Here is an 18,049-nt window from a genome sequence, read left to right as displayed (position 1 = left end):
GGTTAAGTGAAATTTGAATTACAAACTACCGACGGTCAAGCCCGTCGTGGTCGTCTGATTTTTGAGCGTGGCGTGGTGGAAACGCCAGCATTTATGCCAGTTGGGACTTATGGCACAGTAAAAGGAATGACACCGGAAGAAGTGAAAGAAACCGGTGCGCAGATCCTGCTTGGCAATACTTTCCATCTGTGGCTACGCCCAGGGCAGGAAATCATGAAACTTCATGGTGATTTGCATGGATTTATGCAGTGGCATGGTCCAATCTTGACGGATTCAGGTGGTTTTCAGGTATTCAGCCTTGGCGCAATGCGTAAAATCAAAGAGGAAGGGGTACATTTCCGTAATCCAATTAATGGTACGCCGGTTTTCCTCAGCCCAGAAAAATCGATGGAAATCCAGTATGACTTGGGTTCTGATATTGTCATGATTTTTGATGAATGTACGCCATATCCTGCTGATTGGGATTATGCGAAACGTTCGATGGAGATGTCCTTACGTTGGGCTGCGCGTAGTCGCAAGCGTTTTGATGAGCTACAGAATAAAAACGCTTTGTTTGGTATTATTCAGGGAAGCATTTATGAAGATTTACGTGACATCTCAGTAAAAGGTCTGGTAGAGATTGGTTTTGATGGATACGCTGTAGGTGGTCTGGCGGTAGGGGAGCCTAAAGAGGATATGCACCGCATTCTTGAACATGTCTGTCCGCAAATCCCGCAAGACAAACCGCGCTATCTGATGGGGGTAGGAAAACCAGAGGATTTGGTGGAGGGGGTTCGTCGCGGCATTGATATGTTCGATTGTGTGATGCCAACCCGTAATGCCCGTAATGGTCATCTTTTTGTGACCGATGGTGTGATTAAAATCCGTAATGCCAAACATAAAGAGGATACTTCGCCACTGGATGAGCAGTGTGACTGTTATACTTGCCGAAATTATAGTCGGGCATATTTGCATCATCTTGACCGTTGTAACGAAATTCTCGGTGCAAGGCTGAATACTATCCATAATTTGCGGTATTATCAGCGCCTGATGGCTAAGATCCGTCAAGCCATCGAGGAAGGTAATCTTGAACAGTTTGTTGAAGATTTTTATCAACGGATTGGTAAACCCGTTCCGGCATTAAGTATTTGACTTAAGTAGTGATTGACTGGTTTCAGTGTGTATAGCATATTGCGGCTGGTTTTTGATTACTATTGAATTTGATAACAATGAGGGAAGTTTAATGAGTATTATTTCTGAAGCAGCAGCATCTGCTGGCGCACCGGCTCAGGGAAGCCCATATTCTTTGATCATCATGCTGGTTGTTTTCGGCTTGATCTTCTATTTCATGATCCTGCGTCCACAACAGAAACGTACTAAAGAACACAGAAAGCTGATGGATTCTATTTCCAAAGGTGATGAGGTGATGACCAATGGTGGTTTGATTGGTCGTGTCACTAAAGTTTCTGACACGGGTTATATCGTTGTAGCACTGAATGACACTACTGAAGTAACCATTAAACGTGATTTCGTCGCTGCCGTTTTACCGAAAGGTACAATGAAGGCTCTGTAATTTCTGATTTTCCCGAAGGGAACTGCCGTGCTAAACCGTTATCCTTTGTGGAAGTATCTGATGCTGATCGCTGCGATCCTCATCGGTTTGCTTTATGCACTTCCCAACCTTTATGGTGAGGATCCGGCTGTACAAATCACTGGCGCGCGAGGCATTGCCGCCAGTGAGCAAACGCTGGGCCAAGTCCATAATGTTTTAGAAAAAAATCAAATCGCGAGTAAATCTATTGCGCTGGAAAATGGTGCGATTCTTGCTCGTTTCAATAATTCCGATATTCAGCTTCGTGCCCGTGAAGTATTGATGTCCACATTAGGCGATCAGTACGTGGTGGCATTGAACCTGGCACCAGCAACACCAACTTGGTTAAGTAAGGTTGGTGCCGAACCAATGAAACTAGGCCTTGATCTGCGAGGTGGGGTGCACTTCCTGATGGAAGTGGATATGGAAACCGCATTAGGCAAACTGCAAGAGCAGAATATTGATGGCCTGCGCACTGATTTGCGAGAAAAAGGCATTCCTTATTCCACTGCCCGTAAAATTGATAATTACGGTGTAGAAATCCGCTTCCGTGATGAAAAAGCGCGGTCTGAGGCGGAAAACTATCTTACTGGCCGCCACCGTGATTTAGTTTTCAGTATTGGAAGCAATAATACTCTGAAAGCGGTGATGAGTGATGAACGTCAGCGCGAAGCCCGATCTTATGCGGTGCAGCAGAACATTACCATTCTACGTAATCGTGTTAATCAACTGGGTGTGGCTGAACCATTGGTTCAGCGTCAGGGCGCTGACCGTATCGTGGTTGAATTACCGGGTATTCAGGATACTGCTCGTGCAAAAGAGATTCTTGGTGCGACAGCGACGTTGGAATTCCGTCTGGTCAATACCGGTATTGACTCTACCGCAGCTACATCAGGCCGTGTGCCAGGTGATTCTGAGGTGAAGAGCACCCGTGATGGTAATCCGGTTGTGTTATATAAGCGTGTTATTCTGACCGGTGATCATATTACAGATTCAACCCCTGGTACCGATGAATACGGTAGTCCAGAGGTGAGTATTTCACTGGACAGTGCTGGTGGCTCCGCGATGTCTAATTTCACCAAGGACAATGTTGGTAAGCCAATGGCGACATTGTTTGTGGAATATAAAGACAGCGGTAAGAAAGATGCTAATGGTCGGGCGGTGTTAGTTAAACATGAAGAAGTGATTAACATTGCTAATATTCAGACTCGTCTGGGGAACAATTTCCGTATCACGGGCCTTTCCAACGCAACCGAAGCGCGTCAGTTATCCTTATTGTTGCGTGCGGGTGCTCTGATTGCGCCGATTCAGATTGTAGAAGAGCGTACCATTGGGCCAACCCTTGGTCTGCAAAACATTGAACAAGGCTTAGAAGCTTGTCTGTGGGGCTTAATTGCATCAATTCTGTTTATGGTGATTTACTATCGCAAATTCGGTGTGATTGCCAGCAGTGCGTTGTTGGCTAACCTGGTGCTGATTGTTGGTATCATGTCTCTGTTACCAGGGGCGACGTTAACCATGCCGGGGATCGCGGGTATTGTGCTAACGCTGGCTGTGGCGGTTGATGCGAACGTGCTGATCAACGAACGTATTAAAGAAGAGTTGAGTAATGGCCGGACAGTACAACAAGCGATACATGAAGGTTATAAAGGGGCTTTCTCCAGTATTATTGATGCTAATTTGACCACGTTGATTACCGCGGTCATTCTTTATGCTGTTGGTACCGGGTCAATTAAAGGCTTTGCGATAACAACGTCAATTGGTGTCGCGACTTCTATGTTCACCGCTATTGTAGGTACTAGAGGGATCGTCAACCTGCTATACGGCGGTAAGCGTATTAAGAAGCTGTCAATTTAAGGAGCACGTTGTGGCACAGGATTATACTGTTGAACAATTGAACTACGGTCGCAGAGTCTATGACTTTATGCGCTGGGACAACGTTGCTTTCGGAATTTCGTTGCTACTGTTGGTAGCTTCTGTTTTTGTGATGGCAACCCGCGGGTTTAACTGGGGACTCGATTTTACCGGTGGTACGGTAATCGAAATCAAACTCAGTCAATCTGCTGATTTGGATAAGATGCGTGATAACCTGGCAAAAGCGGGTTTTGAAGATCCTCTGTTGCAAAATTTCGGTAGTAGCCGTGATGTAATGGTGCGTATGCCACCAGTTACGGGTGCGGCTAATGAGGAGCTGGGTAAAAAGGTTATTAAAGTCATTAATGACACCATTGATAAAGATGCGAGTGTCAATCGTATTGAAATTGTTGGGCCGAGTGTCGGGGCTGAGCTCGCCCAAGATGGTGCAATGGCGTTGCTGGCGGCGCTTATCTGTATCTTGATTTATGTTGGATTCCGTTTTGAATGGCGTTTAGCATTGGGTGCGGTTCTTGCGCTTGCCCATGATGTCATCATCACGCTAGGGGTTCTGTCATTGTTCCATATCGAGATTGATCTGACCATTGTGGCATCGCTGATGTCGGTTATCGGTTACTCATTGAATGACAGTATCGTGGTTTCTGACCGTATCCGTGAGAATTTCCGTAAGATCCGTCGTGGTACGTCGTATGAAATTATGAACGTCTCTCTGACGCAAACATTGAGCCGTACAATCATGACATCGGCAACAACTTTACTGGTGGTGCTGATGTTGTATATTTTCGGTGGTGCAATGTTGAAGGGTTTCTCACTAGCGATGTTAATTGGTGTTTCTATCGGTACGGTATCTTCTATCTATGTTGCTTCCGCTTTAGCGTTGAAACTGGGTATGAAGCGTGAACACATGATCCAACAAAAGGTTGAGAAGGAAGGGGCTGATCAGCCATCTTTATTGCCTTAATTATTCTGCCTTGATGCTGTTCAAACACCCTGTGAGTATCCGGCTGACAGGGTGTTTTTTATTCAGATTAAGGATAAACTGTAAATTTAGTTCGGATTAACCATCAGGAAACGATATGCATTGCCCATTTTGTGCTGCTGTTGATACCAAAGTGATTGACTCTCGTTTGGTCGGGGATGGCTCGCAGGTGCGCCGGCGGCGCCAGTGTCTTGAGTGTCATGAACGATTCACCACTTTTGAAATGGCTGAGCTGGTTATGCCTAGAGTAATAAAAAGTGACGATATCCGAGAGCCGTTCGATGAAGAAAAATTGCGCCGTGGTATGCAAAAAGCACTGGAAAAGCGCCCGGTCAGTTCTGATGATGTAGAAATGGCGATTAGCTATATTAAATCTCAGTTACGTGCTACCGGTGAGCGGGAAGTTCCATCCAAAATGATTGGTAATCTGGTCATGGATGAATTGAAGAAGTTGGATAAAGTCGCCTATATCCGTTTTGCTTCTGTCTATCGCAGCTTTGAAGATATTCGTGAATTTGGCGAAGAGATTGCTAAATTACAAGGTTGAGCCAGTGAATAACGATAAAAAATATATGGCGCGCGCTTTGGAATTGGCGCGTCAAGGGCGCTTTACCACGCCACCTAATCCTAACGTTGGTTGTGTAATTGTGCGTGATGGACAAATTGTTGGGGAAGGTTTTCATTTACGTTCTGGTGAGCCACATGCGGAGGTTCACGCTTTACGGATAGCCGGAGATAAAGCTAAAGGCGCAACTGTTTATGTCACGCTTGAGCCATGCAGCCATCACGGTAAAACACCGCCTTGTGCCGATGCGTTGATTGCGGCTGGCGTTAGCCGTGTGGTTGCGGCGATGCAGGATCCCAATCCACAGGTAGCAGGAAGGGGGCTTTATAAGTTGCAACAGGCTGGTATTGCAGTAGAACATGGACTGATGATGGAAGAAGCTGAATCTCTCAACCGGGGGTTTTTGAAGCGGATGCGTACCGGGTTTCCATATATTCAGTTGAAGATGGCTTCTTCTCTTGATGGCCGAACGGCATTAGCTTCTGGCGAAAGTAAATGGATTACATCACCTCAAGCTCGCGATGATGTACAAAAATTCCGTGCTCAATGTAGCGCGATTCTGAGTTCCAGTAGCACGGTTTTAGCTGATGATCCTCACTTGACAGTTCGTTGGCGTGAATTGGACGCGGAAACCCAGGCGGTTTATCCCGAGGAAAATCTTTGTCAACCGGTACGTGTTATTGTTGACAGTCAGAATCGTGTTGGCCCTCAGCATCAGGTCATACAGCAGCCCGGTTATTGTTGGCTGGCTCGCACTAAAGCAGATGAATATGACTTATCTGAAAATGTAGAACAGATACTGTTACCTGCTCATGGTATTGGGGTAGATTTGGTGTCATTGATGATGCAGTTGGGTAAGCGCCAGATCAACACAGTCTGGACTGAGTGTGGGGCATTGCTGGCGGGGGCATTGCTAACTTTAGGGTTGGTGGATGAATTGGTTCTTTATGTTGCGCCAAAAGTGCTAGGTGATACGGCTTGTGGTTTGTTCACTATTCCTGAACTCAAAAATCTGGCAGAGGCGCCGGAATTTGACATTTTTGATGTACAGCAGGTGGGGCCTGATCTTCGTCTGCGTCTGCGGCCTGTATACTGACTGAATATGTGAGTGTGGGTTGGTTTGCCTGTTTTTATGCTCTGTTGCTAAATCGGCAGGCGCAGCTAACGAAAGAATATGATAGAATCCGCCCCCCTGCGGATATGAACAGATGGAAGGAAGGCTATGAACGTAATCAAAGGTGGTGTTGCAGCTCCACAAGCTCGTGTGGCGATTGCCATTGCACGTTTTAACAACTTCATTAATGACAGTCTGTTAGGCGGAGCGGTGGATGCGCTTGAGCGTATCGGTCAGGTTGCCTCAGAGAATATCACTGTTGTCTGGGTTCCTGGTGCTTACGAGTTGCCGTTGGCAGTGAAGACATTGGTCGAAACTCAAAAATATGACGCTGTTGTCGCGCTAGGTACAGTTATCCGTGGTGGTACCGCTCATTTTGAATACGTTGCTGGTGAATGCAGTTCTGGTCTGTCTAGTGTAGCGATGACTAGTGAAATTCCAGTAGCGTTTGGTGTTCTGACCACAGAAAGCATTGAACAGGCGATTGAGCGCGCTGGAACCAAAGCGGGTAATAAAGGTGCGGAAGCTGCATTAACCGCACTGGAAATGGTCAATGTAATTAATGCCATTAAAGGCTGATTTTAGTTTTAATTAAGGGGAATCTTGTGAAACCTGCTGCTCGTCGTCGTGCTCGTGAGTGCGCTGTTCAGGCTATATATTCATGGCAATTATCTGGCAATAGCATTGCTGATGTTGAATTACAGTTTCTGTCGGAGCAGGACGTCACTGGTGTTGACGTAACCTATTTTCGTGAATTGCTGTCAGGAGTAGCTGTAAATGCGGCTAAGCTGGATGCTTTGATGGCCCCTTATCTTTCCCGTCAGCTCGAAGAGTTAGGTCAGGTAGAAAAAGCCATTTTGCGTGTTGCTATGTTTGAACTAAGTTATCGTGATGATGTCCCTTATAAAGTGGCTATTAACGAAGCTATCGAATTGGCAAAAGTCTTCGGTGCCGAAGATAGCCATAAGTTCGTAAACGGGGTACTGGATAAATCTGGCCCGGCAGTACGCAGAAAAAGATAAGCTACTGCTTGTCGGGTTTTTCCCACCGTAGACGATGATTTGTAAGGCCGGGATACCGGCCTTATGTTCATGATCATCAGTAACTTTTTGGGATTCTATTATGGCATGTGGCGAATTTGACCTCATTGCGCGTTATTTTGATCGTCGGGAGATTAGCCGGCGTGATGTAAATCTAGGTATTGGTGATGATTGTGCACTGATGACACTAGCCGATAAACAACAATTGGCGGTTAGTACGGATACCTTGGTTTCAGGCGTACATTTTTTACCTGATATTTCCCCTGAAGATTTAGCTTACAAATCTCTTGCTGTGAATCTGAGTGATCTGGCCGCGGTCGGCGCTGATCCTGCTTGGCTTTCATTGGCGTTAACATTACCGGAAGTGGATGAACGCTGGCTGGGTGGTTTCAGTGACAGTCTGTTTGAGCAGTTGCGTTATTATGGCATGCAGCTTATTGGTGGTGACACTACCCGCGGTCCGATGAGTCTGACGTTGACGATTCATGGTTTGGTTCCCGTAGGCAGGGCGTTACGGCGTACTAGCGCAAAAAATGGTGATTGGATTTATGTGAGTGGATCGTTGGGTGATAGTGCGGCGGGTTTGGCTCTGTTACAAAACCGTCTACAAATTTCTGATCCGGTATCCCGCAACTGGTTGGTTCAGCGTCATCTCAGGCCGCAGCCTCGTATTTTACAAGGGCAAGCACTACGTGGCTTGGCAACATCAGCTATCGATTTGTCTGATGGTTTGATTTCCGATTTAGGTCACATTCTGAAAGCCAGCCGATGTGGAGCCAGAATAAATCTGGATGCGCTTCCTTACTCTGATGCAATGAAACAGTACGTTGAACCGCAACAAGCTTTGATGTGGGCTTTGAGTGGTGGGGAGGACTATGAGTTGTGTTTTACCGTCCCGGAGAGGAATCGTGGTGCGTTGGAAATTGCGTTAGCGCATACTGGTGCTGGTTTTAGCTGTGTTGGACAGATTATGGCGGAATCGGAGGGAGTTCGTTATTACAGCAATAATAAAGAGATTAAATTAGATCTAAAAGGGTTCGATCACTTTATTACCGAGGAAGCACATGGATAAGGCAAAGCGTCGTTTACGGATGAGTAATCCCTGGCATCTATTAGCGACAGGTTTTGGTAGTGGGCTGTCGCCGGTTGTGCCGGGAACAATGGGATCGGCGGCGGCTATTCCATTCTGGTTATTACTGATCCAGTTTCCGGAATGGATTTGCTGGTTGGTTATTATTGTCGGGATGTTTTTCGGCATAATGATTTGTCAGCGTACTTCTGATGATATGAAAGTTCATGACCACGGTAGTATTGTCTGGGATGAATTTATCGGTATGTGGATCACATTGATGGCAATTCCTGTGGTTAACTGGCAGTGGGTTTTGGCCGGTTTTATGGTGTTTCGTATTCTCGATATGTGGAAACCGTGGCCAATTCGCTGGTTTGATCGCTATGTTCATGGCGGATTAGGCATCATGTTGGATGATATTATCGCTGCTGTATTTTCTTTCGTGATTGTTTGGTTATTGGCGTTTTATCAGATTTTGACTTTTTGAGGTGTGGTGTATTGATTACCCCTTAAAGGGTGACTCATTTTTTGCTTTATACTTCAGCATTTTCTTCTCTGGGCTAAGATTGTAATATCAAAATTAGGACTACGATAGTACTACAAAAATCAGCATGTACGAGGTATTAAATGGGTACTGAAACTTATGTTCGTACACGTATAGACCCAGCAATTAAGCAAGAGGCAACCGATGTTTTAGCTGCTATTGGGATTAAAATGTCTGACTTTCTACGCATTGCTGTAACGATGGTGGCCAAAGAAAAGGCGCTACCTTTCGAGATCAAGAAAATCCCTAACAGAGTTACTGTTGAGGCTATGAATGAGGCGAGAAGCTCAATGAATGCACGTTTTAACGATGCGGATGATTTAATTCATGACATTGAAAAAGACTGCGGCAAGTAAGCGCGCTAGCTTTCCGCGTCGCTCAGACTATACAAAACAGTTCGGTAAAGATTGGCAACGATTGAGCCGTTCTGGGCGCTATGACAGTTCGAGTGAGAAAGGAATTTAATAGGCTATTATTTCATTGATAACGAATTTCTATTTATTATAGAAAATAAAGTTCACAAAGATATTAATTATAACATACCAATCTTTCATAATTAGTATGAAGATTATATCTGTTTTCATCAGTAAATAAGCTATATGGTTAATTAATCATATTGTTATATATGATAGTAAGGATAATAGGATAAATACCCTATTATCCTTATATACCCGTCATCTTTCAAGTTGCCTCTTTGTTGGCTGCACTCACTCACCCCGGTCACATAGTTATCTATGCTCCCGGGGATTCGCTCCCTTGCCGCCGCGATGCATCTTGAAATCCATAGGGTATATACTCAGGAAAATAGCCTTTTATTGATGCTATTTTGAATACCTGCGGCATCAAGCCCTAAATCCGCTCTGATTTCTTCTTGACTACCTTGTGGCACAAATTGGTCAGGCAAGCCAATATTCAGAATTTGCACCAGGCGACCTTCCTGCATTAGTAGTTCATTAACGCCACTTCCGGCACCGCCCATAATGGCATTTTCTTCCAGCGTGACTAATAAATCATGGTTATCTGCCATTTCTAATATCAATTCTTTATCCAATGGTTTGACAAAACGCATATCAACAACAGTCGCATCCAGTGATTCTGCTGCTGTTATTGCATCAGGTAACAGAGTACCAAAGTTCAGGATCGCTACCTTCTTACCCTGACGGCGAATAATACCTTTACCAATTGGCAATTGTTCAAAGGGTTGGGGTTCTGCCCCCGTTCCGGTTCCTCGTGGATAGCGCACGGCTACAGGACCTTGCTGATAATGATAGCCAGTATGCAGCATCTGTCGGCATTCGTTCTCATCACTTGGCACCATAATTACCATGTTGGGGATGCAACGAAGGAATGAAAGATCAAAGGCGCCTTGGTGTGTCTGACCATCAGCACCTACGATACCGCCGCGATCTATTGCAAATAGAACAGGTAGATTCTGAATGGCGACATCATGGATAACCTGGTCATAAGCACGTTGGAGGAATGTCGAATAGATTGCAACAATTGGCCTGTAACCACCAATTGCCAAACCTGCGGCAAAAGTCACGGCATGTTGTTCTGCAATGGCGACATCGAAGTATTGATCAGGATATTCGCGGGAAAAACGCACCATACCAGAGCCTTCACGCATGGCAGGTGTGATCGCCATCAGTTTTTTGTCGTTAGCGGCCTCTTCGCATAACCAGTCTCCAAAGATTTTGGAGAAAGTAGGGCGGTTGTCTGAGCTTTTAGGTAATGCGCCAGTGGTCGGATCAAATTTAGGTACCGCATGCCAACTAATAGGATCTTTTTCAGCGGGGGCATAGCCACGACCCTTTTTGGTCATGATGTGCAGAAGCTGTGGTCCTTTCAACTCACGCATATTTTTCAGCGTTTGGGTCAATGTCAGTACATCATGTCCGTCGATGGGGCCAATGTAATTAAAGCCCAATTCTTCAAACAGAGTGCCAGGAACAACCATGCCTTTGATATGTTCTTCAGTTTTTTTCAGTAGTTCTTTAATCGGTGGTAGATTGGAAAAGACTTTTTTCCCGCTTTCCCGCAACGTGGTGTAGAGTTTACCGGATAGAAGTTGGGCTAGATGGTTGTTTAACGCTCCGACGTTCTCTGAGATGGACATTTCGTTGTCATTAAGAATGACTAACATATCTGGGTCGATATCCCCGGCATGGTTCATCGCTTCGAAAGCCATCCCCGCTGTTATCGCACCATCACCGATAACACAAACTGTACGGCGGCCTTTGCCTTCGCGTTGAGCAGCAATTGCCATACCTAATCCGGCGCTGATAGAGGTTGATGAGTGACCAACACATAAGGTGTCGTATTCACTTTCATCTCGCCAAGGGAAAGGATGAAGCCCATTTTTTTGACGAATCGTATCAATACGATTTCGGCGTCCTGTCAGGATTTTATGAGGATAAGCCTGATGGCCGACGTCCCATACCAATTTATCGAAAGGTGTTTTATAGACATAATGCAACGCCACAGTCAGCTCAACGGTGCCAAGACCGGAGGCAAAATGACCACTGGAGCGACTGACACTGTTTAGCAGGAATTGCCGCAGTTCATCACATAACTTCGGCAGGCTCTCTTTTGGTAACATACGAAGTTCTTCAGGATTTTCCGCTAATGCCAATGTGGGGTATTTGGCTATATCAATGCTCATTTGATGCTCGTTAAGAAGTGTTTATTAATAGCGCTGCCAGTGGGTAAATTTACCGGCAGACCTTAGTTGTTACGTTCAATGATAAAGCTGGCAAGTGCGCGCAGCATTGCTGTGTTATAAGATTTATCTTCCAGTTTATTCAAAGCTTGTAATGCTTCTTGATACAGTTCGTATGCTTTTTTCTGTGCTTGTTCTAACCCCAATAACGCGGGGTAAGTGCTTTTTTCTAACTGTTGGTCACTGCCTTGGCGTTTTCCTATCATTTCGGTATCGCCGATGACATCAAGAATATCGTCTTGAACTTGGAATGCGAGGCCAATGGCCTGAGCATACTGATCTAATTCAGGTAAGGCATCATGCCCGCGTTGGCCTGCGCCATATGCGCCCATTCTGACGGCGCAACGAATAAGTGCGCCCGTTTTATGGCGATGAATGTGTTCCAGCATATGGAGATCAATGTGTTTACCTTCCGCAGCTAAATCCAACGCTTGACCGCCGCACATACCAGCGATACCGCTGGCGGTTGCCAGTTCGGCAAGCATTTCAAGGCGATTTGCCGTTGTTACATCCGGCATTTCTCTTTTAGATAGGATTTCAAACGCCAGCGCCTGTAATGCATCTCCTGCCAGAATCGCGTGAGCTTCACCAAATTTTATGTGGCAGGTTGGTTGTCCACGGCGTAAATCATCGTTATCCATCGCCGGTAAATCGTCATGAATTAATGAAAAGGCGTGGATACATTCAACGGCTGCTGCTGGAGCATCCAGATTATTTGCAGATAATCCAAACAGTTCACCGACGGCATAAACTAAAAATGGGCGCAGACGTTTACCACCGAGTAAAGTGCCATGTTGCATTGCGTGAACTAGTGGATTGTCTGCAAATGCCAGTGAAGATAGTGTGCTTATCAGAACGTTATTGACTCGTTGTTGACAGATTTTAAGCTGTTCTTTAAATTGGGTTGAATTTTGTTCAGACATAGGCTTATTCAGTATCCGGGGAGAAATGACTCAGTGGAGATTGGACATCATCGTTAAGCAGAATCTGCACTCGCTGTTCTGCTTGTTGCAAAGTTTGTTGCCCTCGACGGGCTAATTGAATACCACGCTCAAACTCGCTTAGGGCTTCTTCCAGTGCCAGTTCACCTGATTCCAGCCGGGCGACAATCTGTTCCAGCTCTTTTAATGAGCTTTCAAATGTCATTGCCGGTGCAGTTTCTGGCGTACTGTTTGTACTTTCTGATATTGCATTTTTCTTTGGCATAATTTTTTACTATTTATACAGAGTTCGCCTGAGAGTTGCAGACTATCCTATTACGCTGGTGCAAACAAATCCTTAACTGATTTTGTGTTTTTTCCGCGCTGTACCACGAGATAGTGTTATACTTCGCGGCCTGATTTGACAACCAAAACATACCATTAATTTTATTTATCAAAATGCCTAACCGCTACTATAACTCACTATGAAGTTTATTATTAAATTATTCCCTGAAATCACGATCAAGAGCCAAACTGTTCGTTTGCGCTTTATTAAAATTCTCGCTAGTAATATTCGCAATGTGCTTAAAACATTAGGAGATAATATTGCAGTGGTTCGCCATTGGGATAATATCGAAGTTCGTACTAAAGATGAAAACCTTGGCGCTCAAATTTGTGATGCGCTGACACGTATCCCCGGTATTCACCATATTCTGCAAGTAGAGGAGCGTGAGTTTCGTGACATGCATCATATCTTTGAACAAGCTTATGAGGCTTATGGCGAATCGCTCCACAATAAGACATTTTGTGTTCGGGTTAAACGTCGCGGTAAACATCAATTTACTTCCAATGAAGTAGAACGTTATGTCGGTGGTGGTTTAAACCAGCATATTGAATCTGCAAAAGTAAAACTCAATCATCCTGATGTGACTGTTAATCTGGAAATTGATCAAGATGTGCTGATTCTGGTAAAAGCCCGTTATGAAGGAATTGGTGGTTTTCCTATCGGAACGCAGGAAGATGTATTATCTCTAATTTCTGGAGGCTTTGATTCTGGTGTTTCCAGCTATATGCTAATGCGCCGTGGCTGTCGTGTTCACTATTGTTTCTTCAATCTTGGCGGTTCTGCTCATGAAATTGGTGTGAAACAGGTTGCTCATTATCTTTGGAATCGTTTTGGCAGTTCCCATAAAGTCCGTTTCGTTGCTGTGGATTTTGAACCTGTTGTCGCTGAAATTTTGGAAAAAGTTGATGATGGTCAAATGGGGGTGGTGCTTAAACGGATGATGGTAAGAGCGGCATCTAAAGTTGCAGAGCGTTATGGCGTGCAGGCGATTGTTACCGGTGAGGCTTTGGGACAGGTTTCCAGCCAGACACTCACTAATTTGCGTTTGATTGATAATGCATCGGATACGTTGATTCTGCGGCCACTGATTTCTCATGATAAAGAGCACATTATCAGGTTGGCACGTGAAATAGGCACTGAGGATTTTGCCCGTACAATGCCTGAATTCTGTGGTGTTATTTCAAAAAGCCCGACAGTAAAAGCTGTTAAAGCTAAAATTGAAGCGGAAGAGGCGAATTTCGATTTTAATATTTTGGAAAAAGTTGTCAGTGAAGCTCAGAATATTGATATTCGCCAGATAGCAGAACAAAGCAATCAGCAAGTGGTTGAAATTGAAACGGTGACAGCGTTCGCTCCGACGGATGTGTTATTGGATATTCGTTCGCCTGATGAACAAGATGATCGGCCATTGCAGTTAAATGGTGTGGAAATCAAATCATTGCCATTTTATAAGTTGAGCAGCCAGTTTGGTGATTTGCCAAAGGATAAGACTTATTTGCTCTATTGTGAACGTGGGGTAATGAGTCGTTTGCAGGCACTCTATTTATCTGAGCAGGGTTTTGATAACGTGAAAGTTTATCGGCCTTAATTGTTTTAATTATGCATTTCGGGGTTCCTATTATGTGAACCCCGAATCGTATAAAGTAAGGTGTTTTTGTCTATTTTTTTCAATCCTGATAAGAATATACACCTAGTGGCAATATGAGTTGAGCCGCCACCTCTGCTGCTGTTGCTCGTCCTTTTAATAATTCAATGAGTTTTAATGCGAAATCGAAAGCTGTCGCTGGCCCTTGGCTGGTCAATAGATTGACACGATCATCAAAACAGACTCGGCAATCAATCCATTTATCGGATGAAATTTTGTCTTGCAAACCGGGGTAGCCGGTCATTTTGCCAGTAGGGAATAAATTATGGTGTTCAAGTACGATAGCAGGCACGGCACAAATTGCAGCGATAATTTTTCCTTGATAATGTGCCTTGCGGATTTTTTCGATAACGAGTGGATTATCACGGAAACACTCGGCACCCTGCATGCCGCCGGGTAAGATGATGGCATCGAAAGATTCATCAATAACTTTTTCCAGAGGGACATCAGCAACCAGTTTCACACCTCTGGAGCAAGTTAAAATCAATTCTCCATCGCTGGCGGTGCTGGCGATCGTAACACTGATGCCAGCGCGTACCAGTAAATCAATGGTTGCAACGGCTTCTATTTCTTCACTACCGTGAGTTAGGCAGATGAGTGCTGAAGGGTTCATAATCATCTTTCCTTATGTTTTACTAGGTTATAGATACGGGTATTTTCAGGGGTAGAAAGACCATGTGTACGGGCCCGGCGTAATAAATAACCGGTGATATAGTCAATTTCAGTGCGACGTTTTGCGCGGACATCCTGCAACATGGATGAGTAGTTTTTTGCTGTAAGCTTAATCACATCGTAGACATAGGCAATCAGGTTGTCGATAGTGGTATGGATGTTTTCTCGTTGCATAACCTGAATAATTTCTTCGCACAAAATATTCAATTGTTCCGGGTAGCGAAGCAAATCGCCATTTTGGCATTCATAAAGCGCAGTCAGCGGGTTTACGACACAGTTAGCGGCAAGTTTCAGCCAACTAATAGAGAGAATTTCATTATGCCATGCAACATCTGGCAAAGATTGGTGTAATACATTAGCCAGAGAGCTAAGCCCAGTTGCATTTGACGTTGCTGAGCCAATATGGGTTAGCCCGGAAGCGGTATGATAAACCCGTTGGTCATCCTGATATGCGCCATGCGTTGTGACACCAAGAAGTATTGGATTAGGCGCTGATAATAGTTCTTCTTGGGTACCCATGCCATTGTGTAGTAATAAGATTGGACAATTAGGTGAAAGTTTGGGGAGTAAATTATTCACTGCATCAGCGACTTGCCATGCTTTCAGACAGACAATCAGTAATTCGCTGTTGGCAAGATGGTCGTTGTTATTAGTTGGGATTGGTTGGTTGAAGACTTGCCCATTCATTTCGTCAATATGAACAGATAAATAAGACCGAGAACTTTTTAGCCAACCCTGCACTTGATGTTTTTGTTGTGATAATGCTGCTAGCCACAGTTTTCCTATAGCGCCACAGCCAAGAACGGTTATCTTCATATACACCTCTTGAAAGACGCTGCCATAATATTGGATGGAAATAATAAGATCCCGCTAATCCGAGTATAGCGCTTTTGCTGACAATGGAAAGCGGTTATCATGCCAACTTATTGATTATCAGGAGGTCATGGATAATGCCATCTTTCGATATTGTTTCAGAAATTGATATGCATGAAGTTCGCAACGCGGTAGAAAATGCGCAGCGCGAGCTTGCTAGCCGTTGGGATTTCCGTAATGTCAGCGCCAATTTCGAGTTAAATGAAAAAAATGAATCTATCAAGATTGCCAGTGAGTCAGATTTTCAGGTAAATCAGTTGGTTGATATCATGCGTGAAAAGTTGGCTAAACGTGGTATCGATGGTGCTGCATTGAATATCCCTGATGATATGTTGCACAGTGGTAAAACTTACAGCGTTGAAGCGACTCTGAAGCAGGGGATTGATACCCCTACGGCGAAAAAGATCGTGAAGCTGATTAAGGATAGTAAGCTGAAAGTACAGGCACAGATTCAGGGGGAGCAAGTGCGAGTGACAGGTAAAGCTCGTGATGATTTGCAAAGTGTTATGGCATTAGTTCGTGGCGCAGAGCTGGGACAGCCATTCCAGTTTACTAATTTCCGGGATTGATTTTCCGCCTAATGGATTGATATATCTAGCCTAATGTGGAGAGGGGTATTCTGACTAGGAATACCCCTCTCCCAATCTCCCTTAATATCGAATCGGAGTGAGTAGGGGTTATCTGGTTTGATATTTAATCTATCGTGTTATTATTAGCTATCAATTGCTCAAGTTGTGCTCTGCTTGTCAGCTTAGTATCTACTTTTATGTAAGCACTATGCTCCTCCGGAACAATAACGACATCGCAAACGCCTGGCTGAACAAGAATTTTTTGTTCCAGCAATGCTTTATTGACTATATTTTCTGGTAGAGAAATTCTGATGCTGCTGACATAAGGAGGTTGTTTCATTGTTATGCTAATAATGAGCCAAATGATTGTCAGAACGATACCTGCCGCAAATACCAGCGGTGCTCCTTTTAATTCATATAACCAACCACCGAGACCACCCCCTAAAGCGACACCTAAAAATTGGCTGGTGGAGTAGATACCCATTGCTGTACCTTTATAACCCGCTGGTGCTTCTTTACTGATAAGTGATGGCAGGATAGCTTCCATTACATTGAAAGCAATAAAGAAAATTTGTATGCCGATAAAAATCACCCATAAGTGATGTCCCGCCGCCCACAATACAATTTCAGCAATCAGCAGCATCGTGATACACAGTGAAAACACTTGTTTCATGCGGCGCTTTTTTTCTGCGTAAATAATGAAAGGTAAAACAGATAAGAATGAAACTAGCATAGTGATCAGATAAACCTTCCAGTGTTGTTGGGTAGGGAGCCCCGCTTGTTGCATCACCAAAGGAAGGGCGACAAAACTTGCCATTAACAAAGTGTGCAAACTGAGAATGCCAAAGTTAAGTTTTAGCAACTGGCTATCAGCCAGAACCTTACTGAAACTGCGACGAACAATGCCTGATTCACGGTTAATAATATGTTTATCGGTGGAAGGAACAGCAAATAATGTTATCAGAATGCCACTACCGGCCAGAATGGTAATTCCCCAAAATAGGCCATTTAATCCAATGGCATTCGTAAGGATTGGGCCAAGTACAATGGCGATGGCGAAAGTTATTCCGAAGCTAATGCCAATAAAAGCCATCGCTTTAGTTCGATTTTGTTCACGGGTTAAATCAGAAAGTAGCGCCATAATTGCAGCAGATATCGCTCCAGCGCCTTGTAACGCTCGCCCAATTATTATGCCCCAGATGGAGTCACTGAGAGCAGCAATAATACTGCCAAGGACGAATAGCAATAACCCGCCAACAATTAAGGGCTTACGGCCAATTTTGTCAGAAAACAGGCCAACAGGGATCTGGAAAATTGCCTGGGTTAGACCATAAATGCCAATGGCGATGCCAATAAGTGTTTCGGTGGCATCTTTTAGATGAAGTCCATAGGTTGTTAATACAGGAAGAACCATGAACATGCCTAGCATTCGCAGAGAAAAAACTGAACCTAGGCCCCATGTCGCCCGAAGCTCAAGTGGCGTCATTTTATTATCGTTCATGATTACCTCGAAATATTTTGATGCGTCATTGTAGATAGGTTTTCAATA

At 44.5% G+C, this 18,049-nt stretch carries 19 protein-coding genes and 1 pseudogene; 14 read left to right on the top strand and 6 right to left on the bottom strand.

The features are described 5' to 3' along the window. Positions 1-6 precede the first annotated feature (6 nt). The 12 genes from tgt (at position 7) to CKY02_RS05990 (ending at position 9,221) form a co-directional block, all read left to right on the top strand. Positions 7-1,131 carry a tRNA guanosine(34) transglycosylase Tgt gene (gene tgt, locus CKY02_RS06045; protein WP_112894588.1) on the top strand — a complete coding sequence of 375 codons (1,125 nt, stop codon included), beginning with the start codon at positions 7-9 and terminating at the stop codon, positions 1,129-1,131. Positions 1,132-1,222: 91 nt separating this feature from the next. Then, positions 1,223-1,552, top strand: a complete 330-nt coding sequence (yajC, locus tag CKY02_RS06040) for a preprotein translocase subunit YajC (protein WP_011148038.1) — start codon at positions 1,223-1,225, stop codon at positions 1,550-1,552. Between the two features lie 27 nt (positions 1,553-1,579). Continuing rightward, complete coding sequence (secD, locus tag CKY02_RS06035; RefSeq protein ID WP_112894587.1) at positions 1,580-3,427, top strand: protein translocase subunit SecD; 1,848 nt, start codon at positions 1,580-1,582, stop codon at positions 3,425-3,427. Positions 3,428-3,437: 10 nt separating this feature from the next. Then, complete coding sequence (gene secF / locus CKY02_RS06030) at positions 3,438-4,406, top strand: protein translocase subunit SecF (protein WP_112879368.1); 969 nt, start codon at positions 3,438-3,440, stop codon at positions 4,404-4,406. A gap of 115 nt (positions 4,407-4,521) precedes the next feature. Next, a complete protein-coding gene (gene nrdR, locus CKY02_RS06025) occupies positions 4,522-4,971 on the top strand; it encodes a transcriptional regulator NrdR (protein ID WP_036775072.1) in 450 nt (149 codons plus the stop codon). Positions 4,972-4,975: 4 nt separating this feature from the next. Next, positions 4,976-6,085, top strand: a complete 1,110-nt coding sequence (ribD, locus tag CKY02_RS06020; protein ID WP_193493064.1) for a bifunctional diaminohydroxyphosphoribosylaminopyrimidine deaminase/5-amino-6-(5-phosphoribosylamino)uracil reductase RibD — start codon at positions 4,976-4,978, stop codon at positions 6,083-6,085. A gap of 126 nt (positions 6,086-6,211) precedes the next feature. Continuing rightward, positions 6,212-6,682 carry a 6,7-dimethyl-8-ribityllumazine synthase gene (gene ribH, locus CKY02_RS06015; RefSeq protein ID WP_112879367.1) on the top strand — a complete coding sequence of 157 codons (471 nt, stop codon included), beginning with the start codon at positions 6,212-6,214 and terminating at the stop codon, positions 6,680-6,682. Positions 6,683-6,708: 26 nt separating this feature from the next. Next, the gene (gene nusB / locus CKY02_RS06010) at positions 6,709-7,125 is read left to right on the top strand and encodes a transcription antitermination factor NusB (RefSeq protein ID WP_112879366.1); all 417 of its coding nucleotides are present in this window, start codon (positions 6,709-6,711) and stop codon (positions 7,123-7,125) included. A 100-nt stretch (positions 7,126-7,225) separates the two neighbouring features. Further along, positions 7,226-8,215, top strand: coding sequence for a thiamine-phosphate kinase (thiL, locus tag CKY02_RS06005; protein ID WP_112894586.1), 990 nt, complete (start codon positions 7,226-7,228; stop codon positions 8,213-8,215). Then, positions 8,208-8,699, top strand: a complete 492-nt coding sequence (gene pgpA / locus CKY02_RS06000; RefSeq protein ID WP_112879364.1) for a phosphatidylglycerophosphatase A — start codon at positions 8,208-8,210, stop codon at positions 8,697-8,699. The genes thiL and pgpA overlap by 8 nt, the downstream gene beginning before the upstream one ends. A gap of 140 nt (positions 8,700-8,839) precedes the next feature. Further along, a complete protein-coding gene (locus CKY02_RS05995) occupies positions 8,840-9,112 on the top strand; it encodes a type II toxin-antitoxin system RelB/DinJ family antitoxin (RefSeq protein WP_011148029.1) in 273 nt (90 codons plus the stop codon). Beyond that, positions 9,084-9,221: a hypothetical protein gene (locus CKY02_RS05990; protein ID WP_202924524.1), complete on the top strand. Its 138-nt coding sequence runs from the start codon at positions 9,084-9,086 to the stop codon at positions 9,219-9,221. The genes CKY02_RS05995 and CKY02_RS05990 overlap by 29 nt, the downstream gene beginning before the upstream one ends. Before the next feature lie 331 nt (positions 9,222-9,552). Here CKY02_RS05990 and dxs read toward each other — a convergent pair whose 3' ends face one another. The 3 genes from dxs to xseB form a co-directional block, all read right to left on the bottom strand. Then, positions 9,553-11,418, bottom strand: a complete 1,866-nt coding sequence (gene dxs / locus CKY02_RS05985; protein ID WP_112894585.1) for a 1-deoxy-D-xylulose-5-phosphate synthase — start codon at positions 11,416-11,418, stop codon at positions 9,553-9,555. 62 nt (positions 11,419-11,480) lie between these two features. Next, the gene (ispA, locus tag CKY02_RS05980; RefSeq protein ID WP_112894584.1) at positions 11,481-12,398 is read right to left on the bottom strand and encodes a (2E,6E)-farnesyl diphosphate synthase; all 918 of its coding nucleotides are present in this window, start codon (positions 12,396-12,398) and stop codon (positions 11,481-11,483) included. A gap of 4 nt (positions 12,399-12,402) precedes the next feature. Continuing rightward, positions 12,403-12,681: an exodeoxyribonuclease VII small subunit gene (xseB, locus tag CKY02_RS05975; RefSeq protein WP_112894583.1), complete on the bottom strand. Its 279-nt coding sequence runs from the start codon at positions 12,679-12,681 to the stop codon at positions 12,403-12,405. A 199-nt stretch (positions 12,682-12,880) separates the two neighbouring features. Between xseB and thiI the strand changes: the two genes are divergently transcribed. Continuing rightward, a complete protein-coding gene (gene thiI, locus CKY02_RS05970) occupies positions 12,881-14,329 on the top strand; it encodes a tRNA uracil 4-sulfurtransferase ThiI (protein WP_112894582.1) in 1,449 nt (482 codons plus the stop codon). Positions 14,330-14,408: 79 nt separating this feature from the next. Here thiI and yajL read toward each other — a convergent pair whose 3' ends face one another. Further along, positions 14,409-14,999, bottom strand: a complete 591-nt coding sequence (gene yajL / locus CKY02_RS05965; RefSeq protein ID WP_112879733.1) for a protein deglycase YajL — start codon at positions 14,997-14,999, stop codon at positions 14,409-14,411. Then, positions 14,962-15,874 (bottom strand): annotated as a pseudogene (gene panE, locus CKY02_RS05960) (2-dehydropantoate 2-reductase). Before panE ends, yajL begins: the two are co-directional and overlap by 38 nt. 134 nt (positions 15,875-16,008) lie before the next feature. Here panE and CKY02_RS05955 point away from each other — a divergent pair. After that, positions 16,009-16,500: a YajQ family cyclic di-GMP-binding protein gene (locus tag CKY02_RS05955; protein ID WP_112879731.1), complete on the top strand. Its 492-nt coding sequence runs from the start codon at positions 16,009-16,011 to the stop codon at positions 16,498-16,500. 124 nt (positions 16,501-16,624) lie between these two features. On the opposite strand, the gene CKY02_RS05950 is transcribed toward CKY02_RS05955, so the two are convergent. Further along, positions 16,625-18,001, bottom strand: a complete 1,377-nt coding sequence (locus tag CKY02_RS05950) for an MFS transporter (RefSeq protein WP_112894580.1) — start codon at positions 17,999-18,001, stop codon at positions 16,625-16,627. Between the last annotated feature and the right edge of the window lie 48 nt (positions 18,002-18,049).

The sequence above is a fragment of the Photorhabdus bodei genome, assembly GCF_003287735.1.
Classification (GTDB): domain Bacteria; phylum Pseudomonadota; class Gammaproteobacteria; order Enterobacterales; family Enterobacteriaceae; genus Photorhabdus; species Photorhabdus kayaii.
This window is presented reverse-complemented; position numbering and strand designations above follow the sequence as displayed.

Bases quoted from the DNA above. Each gene is read 5' to 3' on its own strand.
- yajL (WP_112879733.1), bottom strand. From the start codon at position 14,999: ATGAACCCTTCAGCACTCATCTGCCTAACTCACGGTAGTGAAGAAATA.
- CKY02_RS05990 (WP_202924524.1), top strand. From the start codon at position 9,084: ATGACATTGAAAAAGACTGCGGCAAGTAAGCGCGCTAGCTTTCCGCGT.
- xseB (WP_112894583.1), bottom strand. From the start codon at position 12,681: ATGCCAAAGAAAAATGCAATATCAGAAAGTACAAACAGTACGCCAGAA.
- CKY02_RS05995 (WP_011148029.1), top strand. From the start codon at position 8,840: ATGGGTACTGAAACTTATGTTCGTACACGTATAGACCCAGCAATTAAG.
- CKY02_RS05955 (WP_112879731.1), top strand. From the start codon at position 16,009: ATGCCATCTTTCGATATTGTTTCAGAAATTGATATGCATGAAGTTCGC.
- ribH (WP_112879367.1), top strand. From the start codon at position 6,212: ATGAACGTAATCAAAGGTGGTGTTGCAGCTCCACAAGCTCGTGTGGCG.
- nrdR (WP_036775072.1), top strand. From the start codon at position 4,522: ATGCATTGCCCATTTTGTGCTGCTGTTGATACCAAAGTGATTGACTCT.
- pgpA (WP_112879364.1), top strand. From the start codon at position 8,208: ATGGATAAGGCAAAGCGTCGTTTACGGATGAGTAATCCCTGGCATCTA.
- yajC (WP_011148038.1), top strand. From the start codon at position 1,223: ATGAGTATTATTTCTGAAGCAGCAGCATCTGCTGGCGCACCGGCTCAG.
- thiL (WP_112894586.1), top strand. From the start codon at position 7,226: ATGGCATGTGGCGAATTTGACCTCATTGCGCGTTATTTTGATCGTCGG.
- thiI (WP_112894582.1), top strand. From the start codon at position 12,881: ATGAAGTTTATTATTAAATTATTCCCTGAAATCACGATCAAGAGCCAA.
- CKY02_RS05950 (WP_112894580.1), bottom strand. From the start codon at position 18,001: ATGAACGATAATAAAATGACGCCACTTGAGCTTCGGGCGACATGGGGC.
- ispA (WP_112894584.1), bottom strand. From the start codon at position 12,398: ATGTCTGAACAAAATTCAACCCAATTTAAAGAACAGCTTAAAATCTGT.
- dxs (WP_112894585.1), bottom strand. From the start codon at position 11,418: ATGAGCATTGATATAGCCAAATACCCCACATTGGCATTAGCGGAAAAT.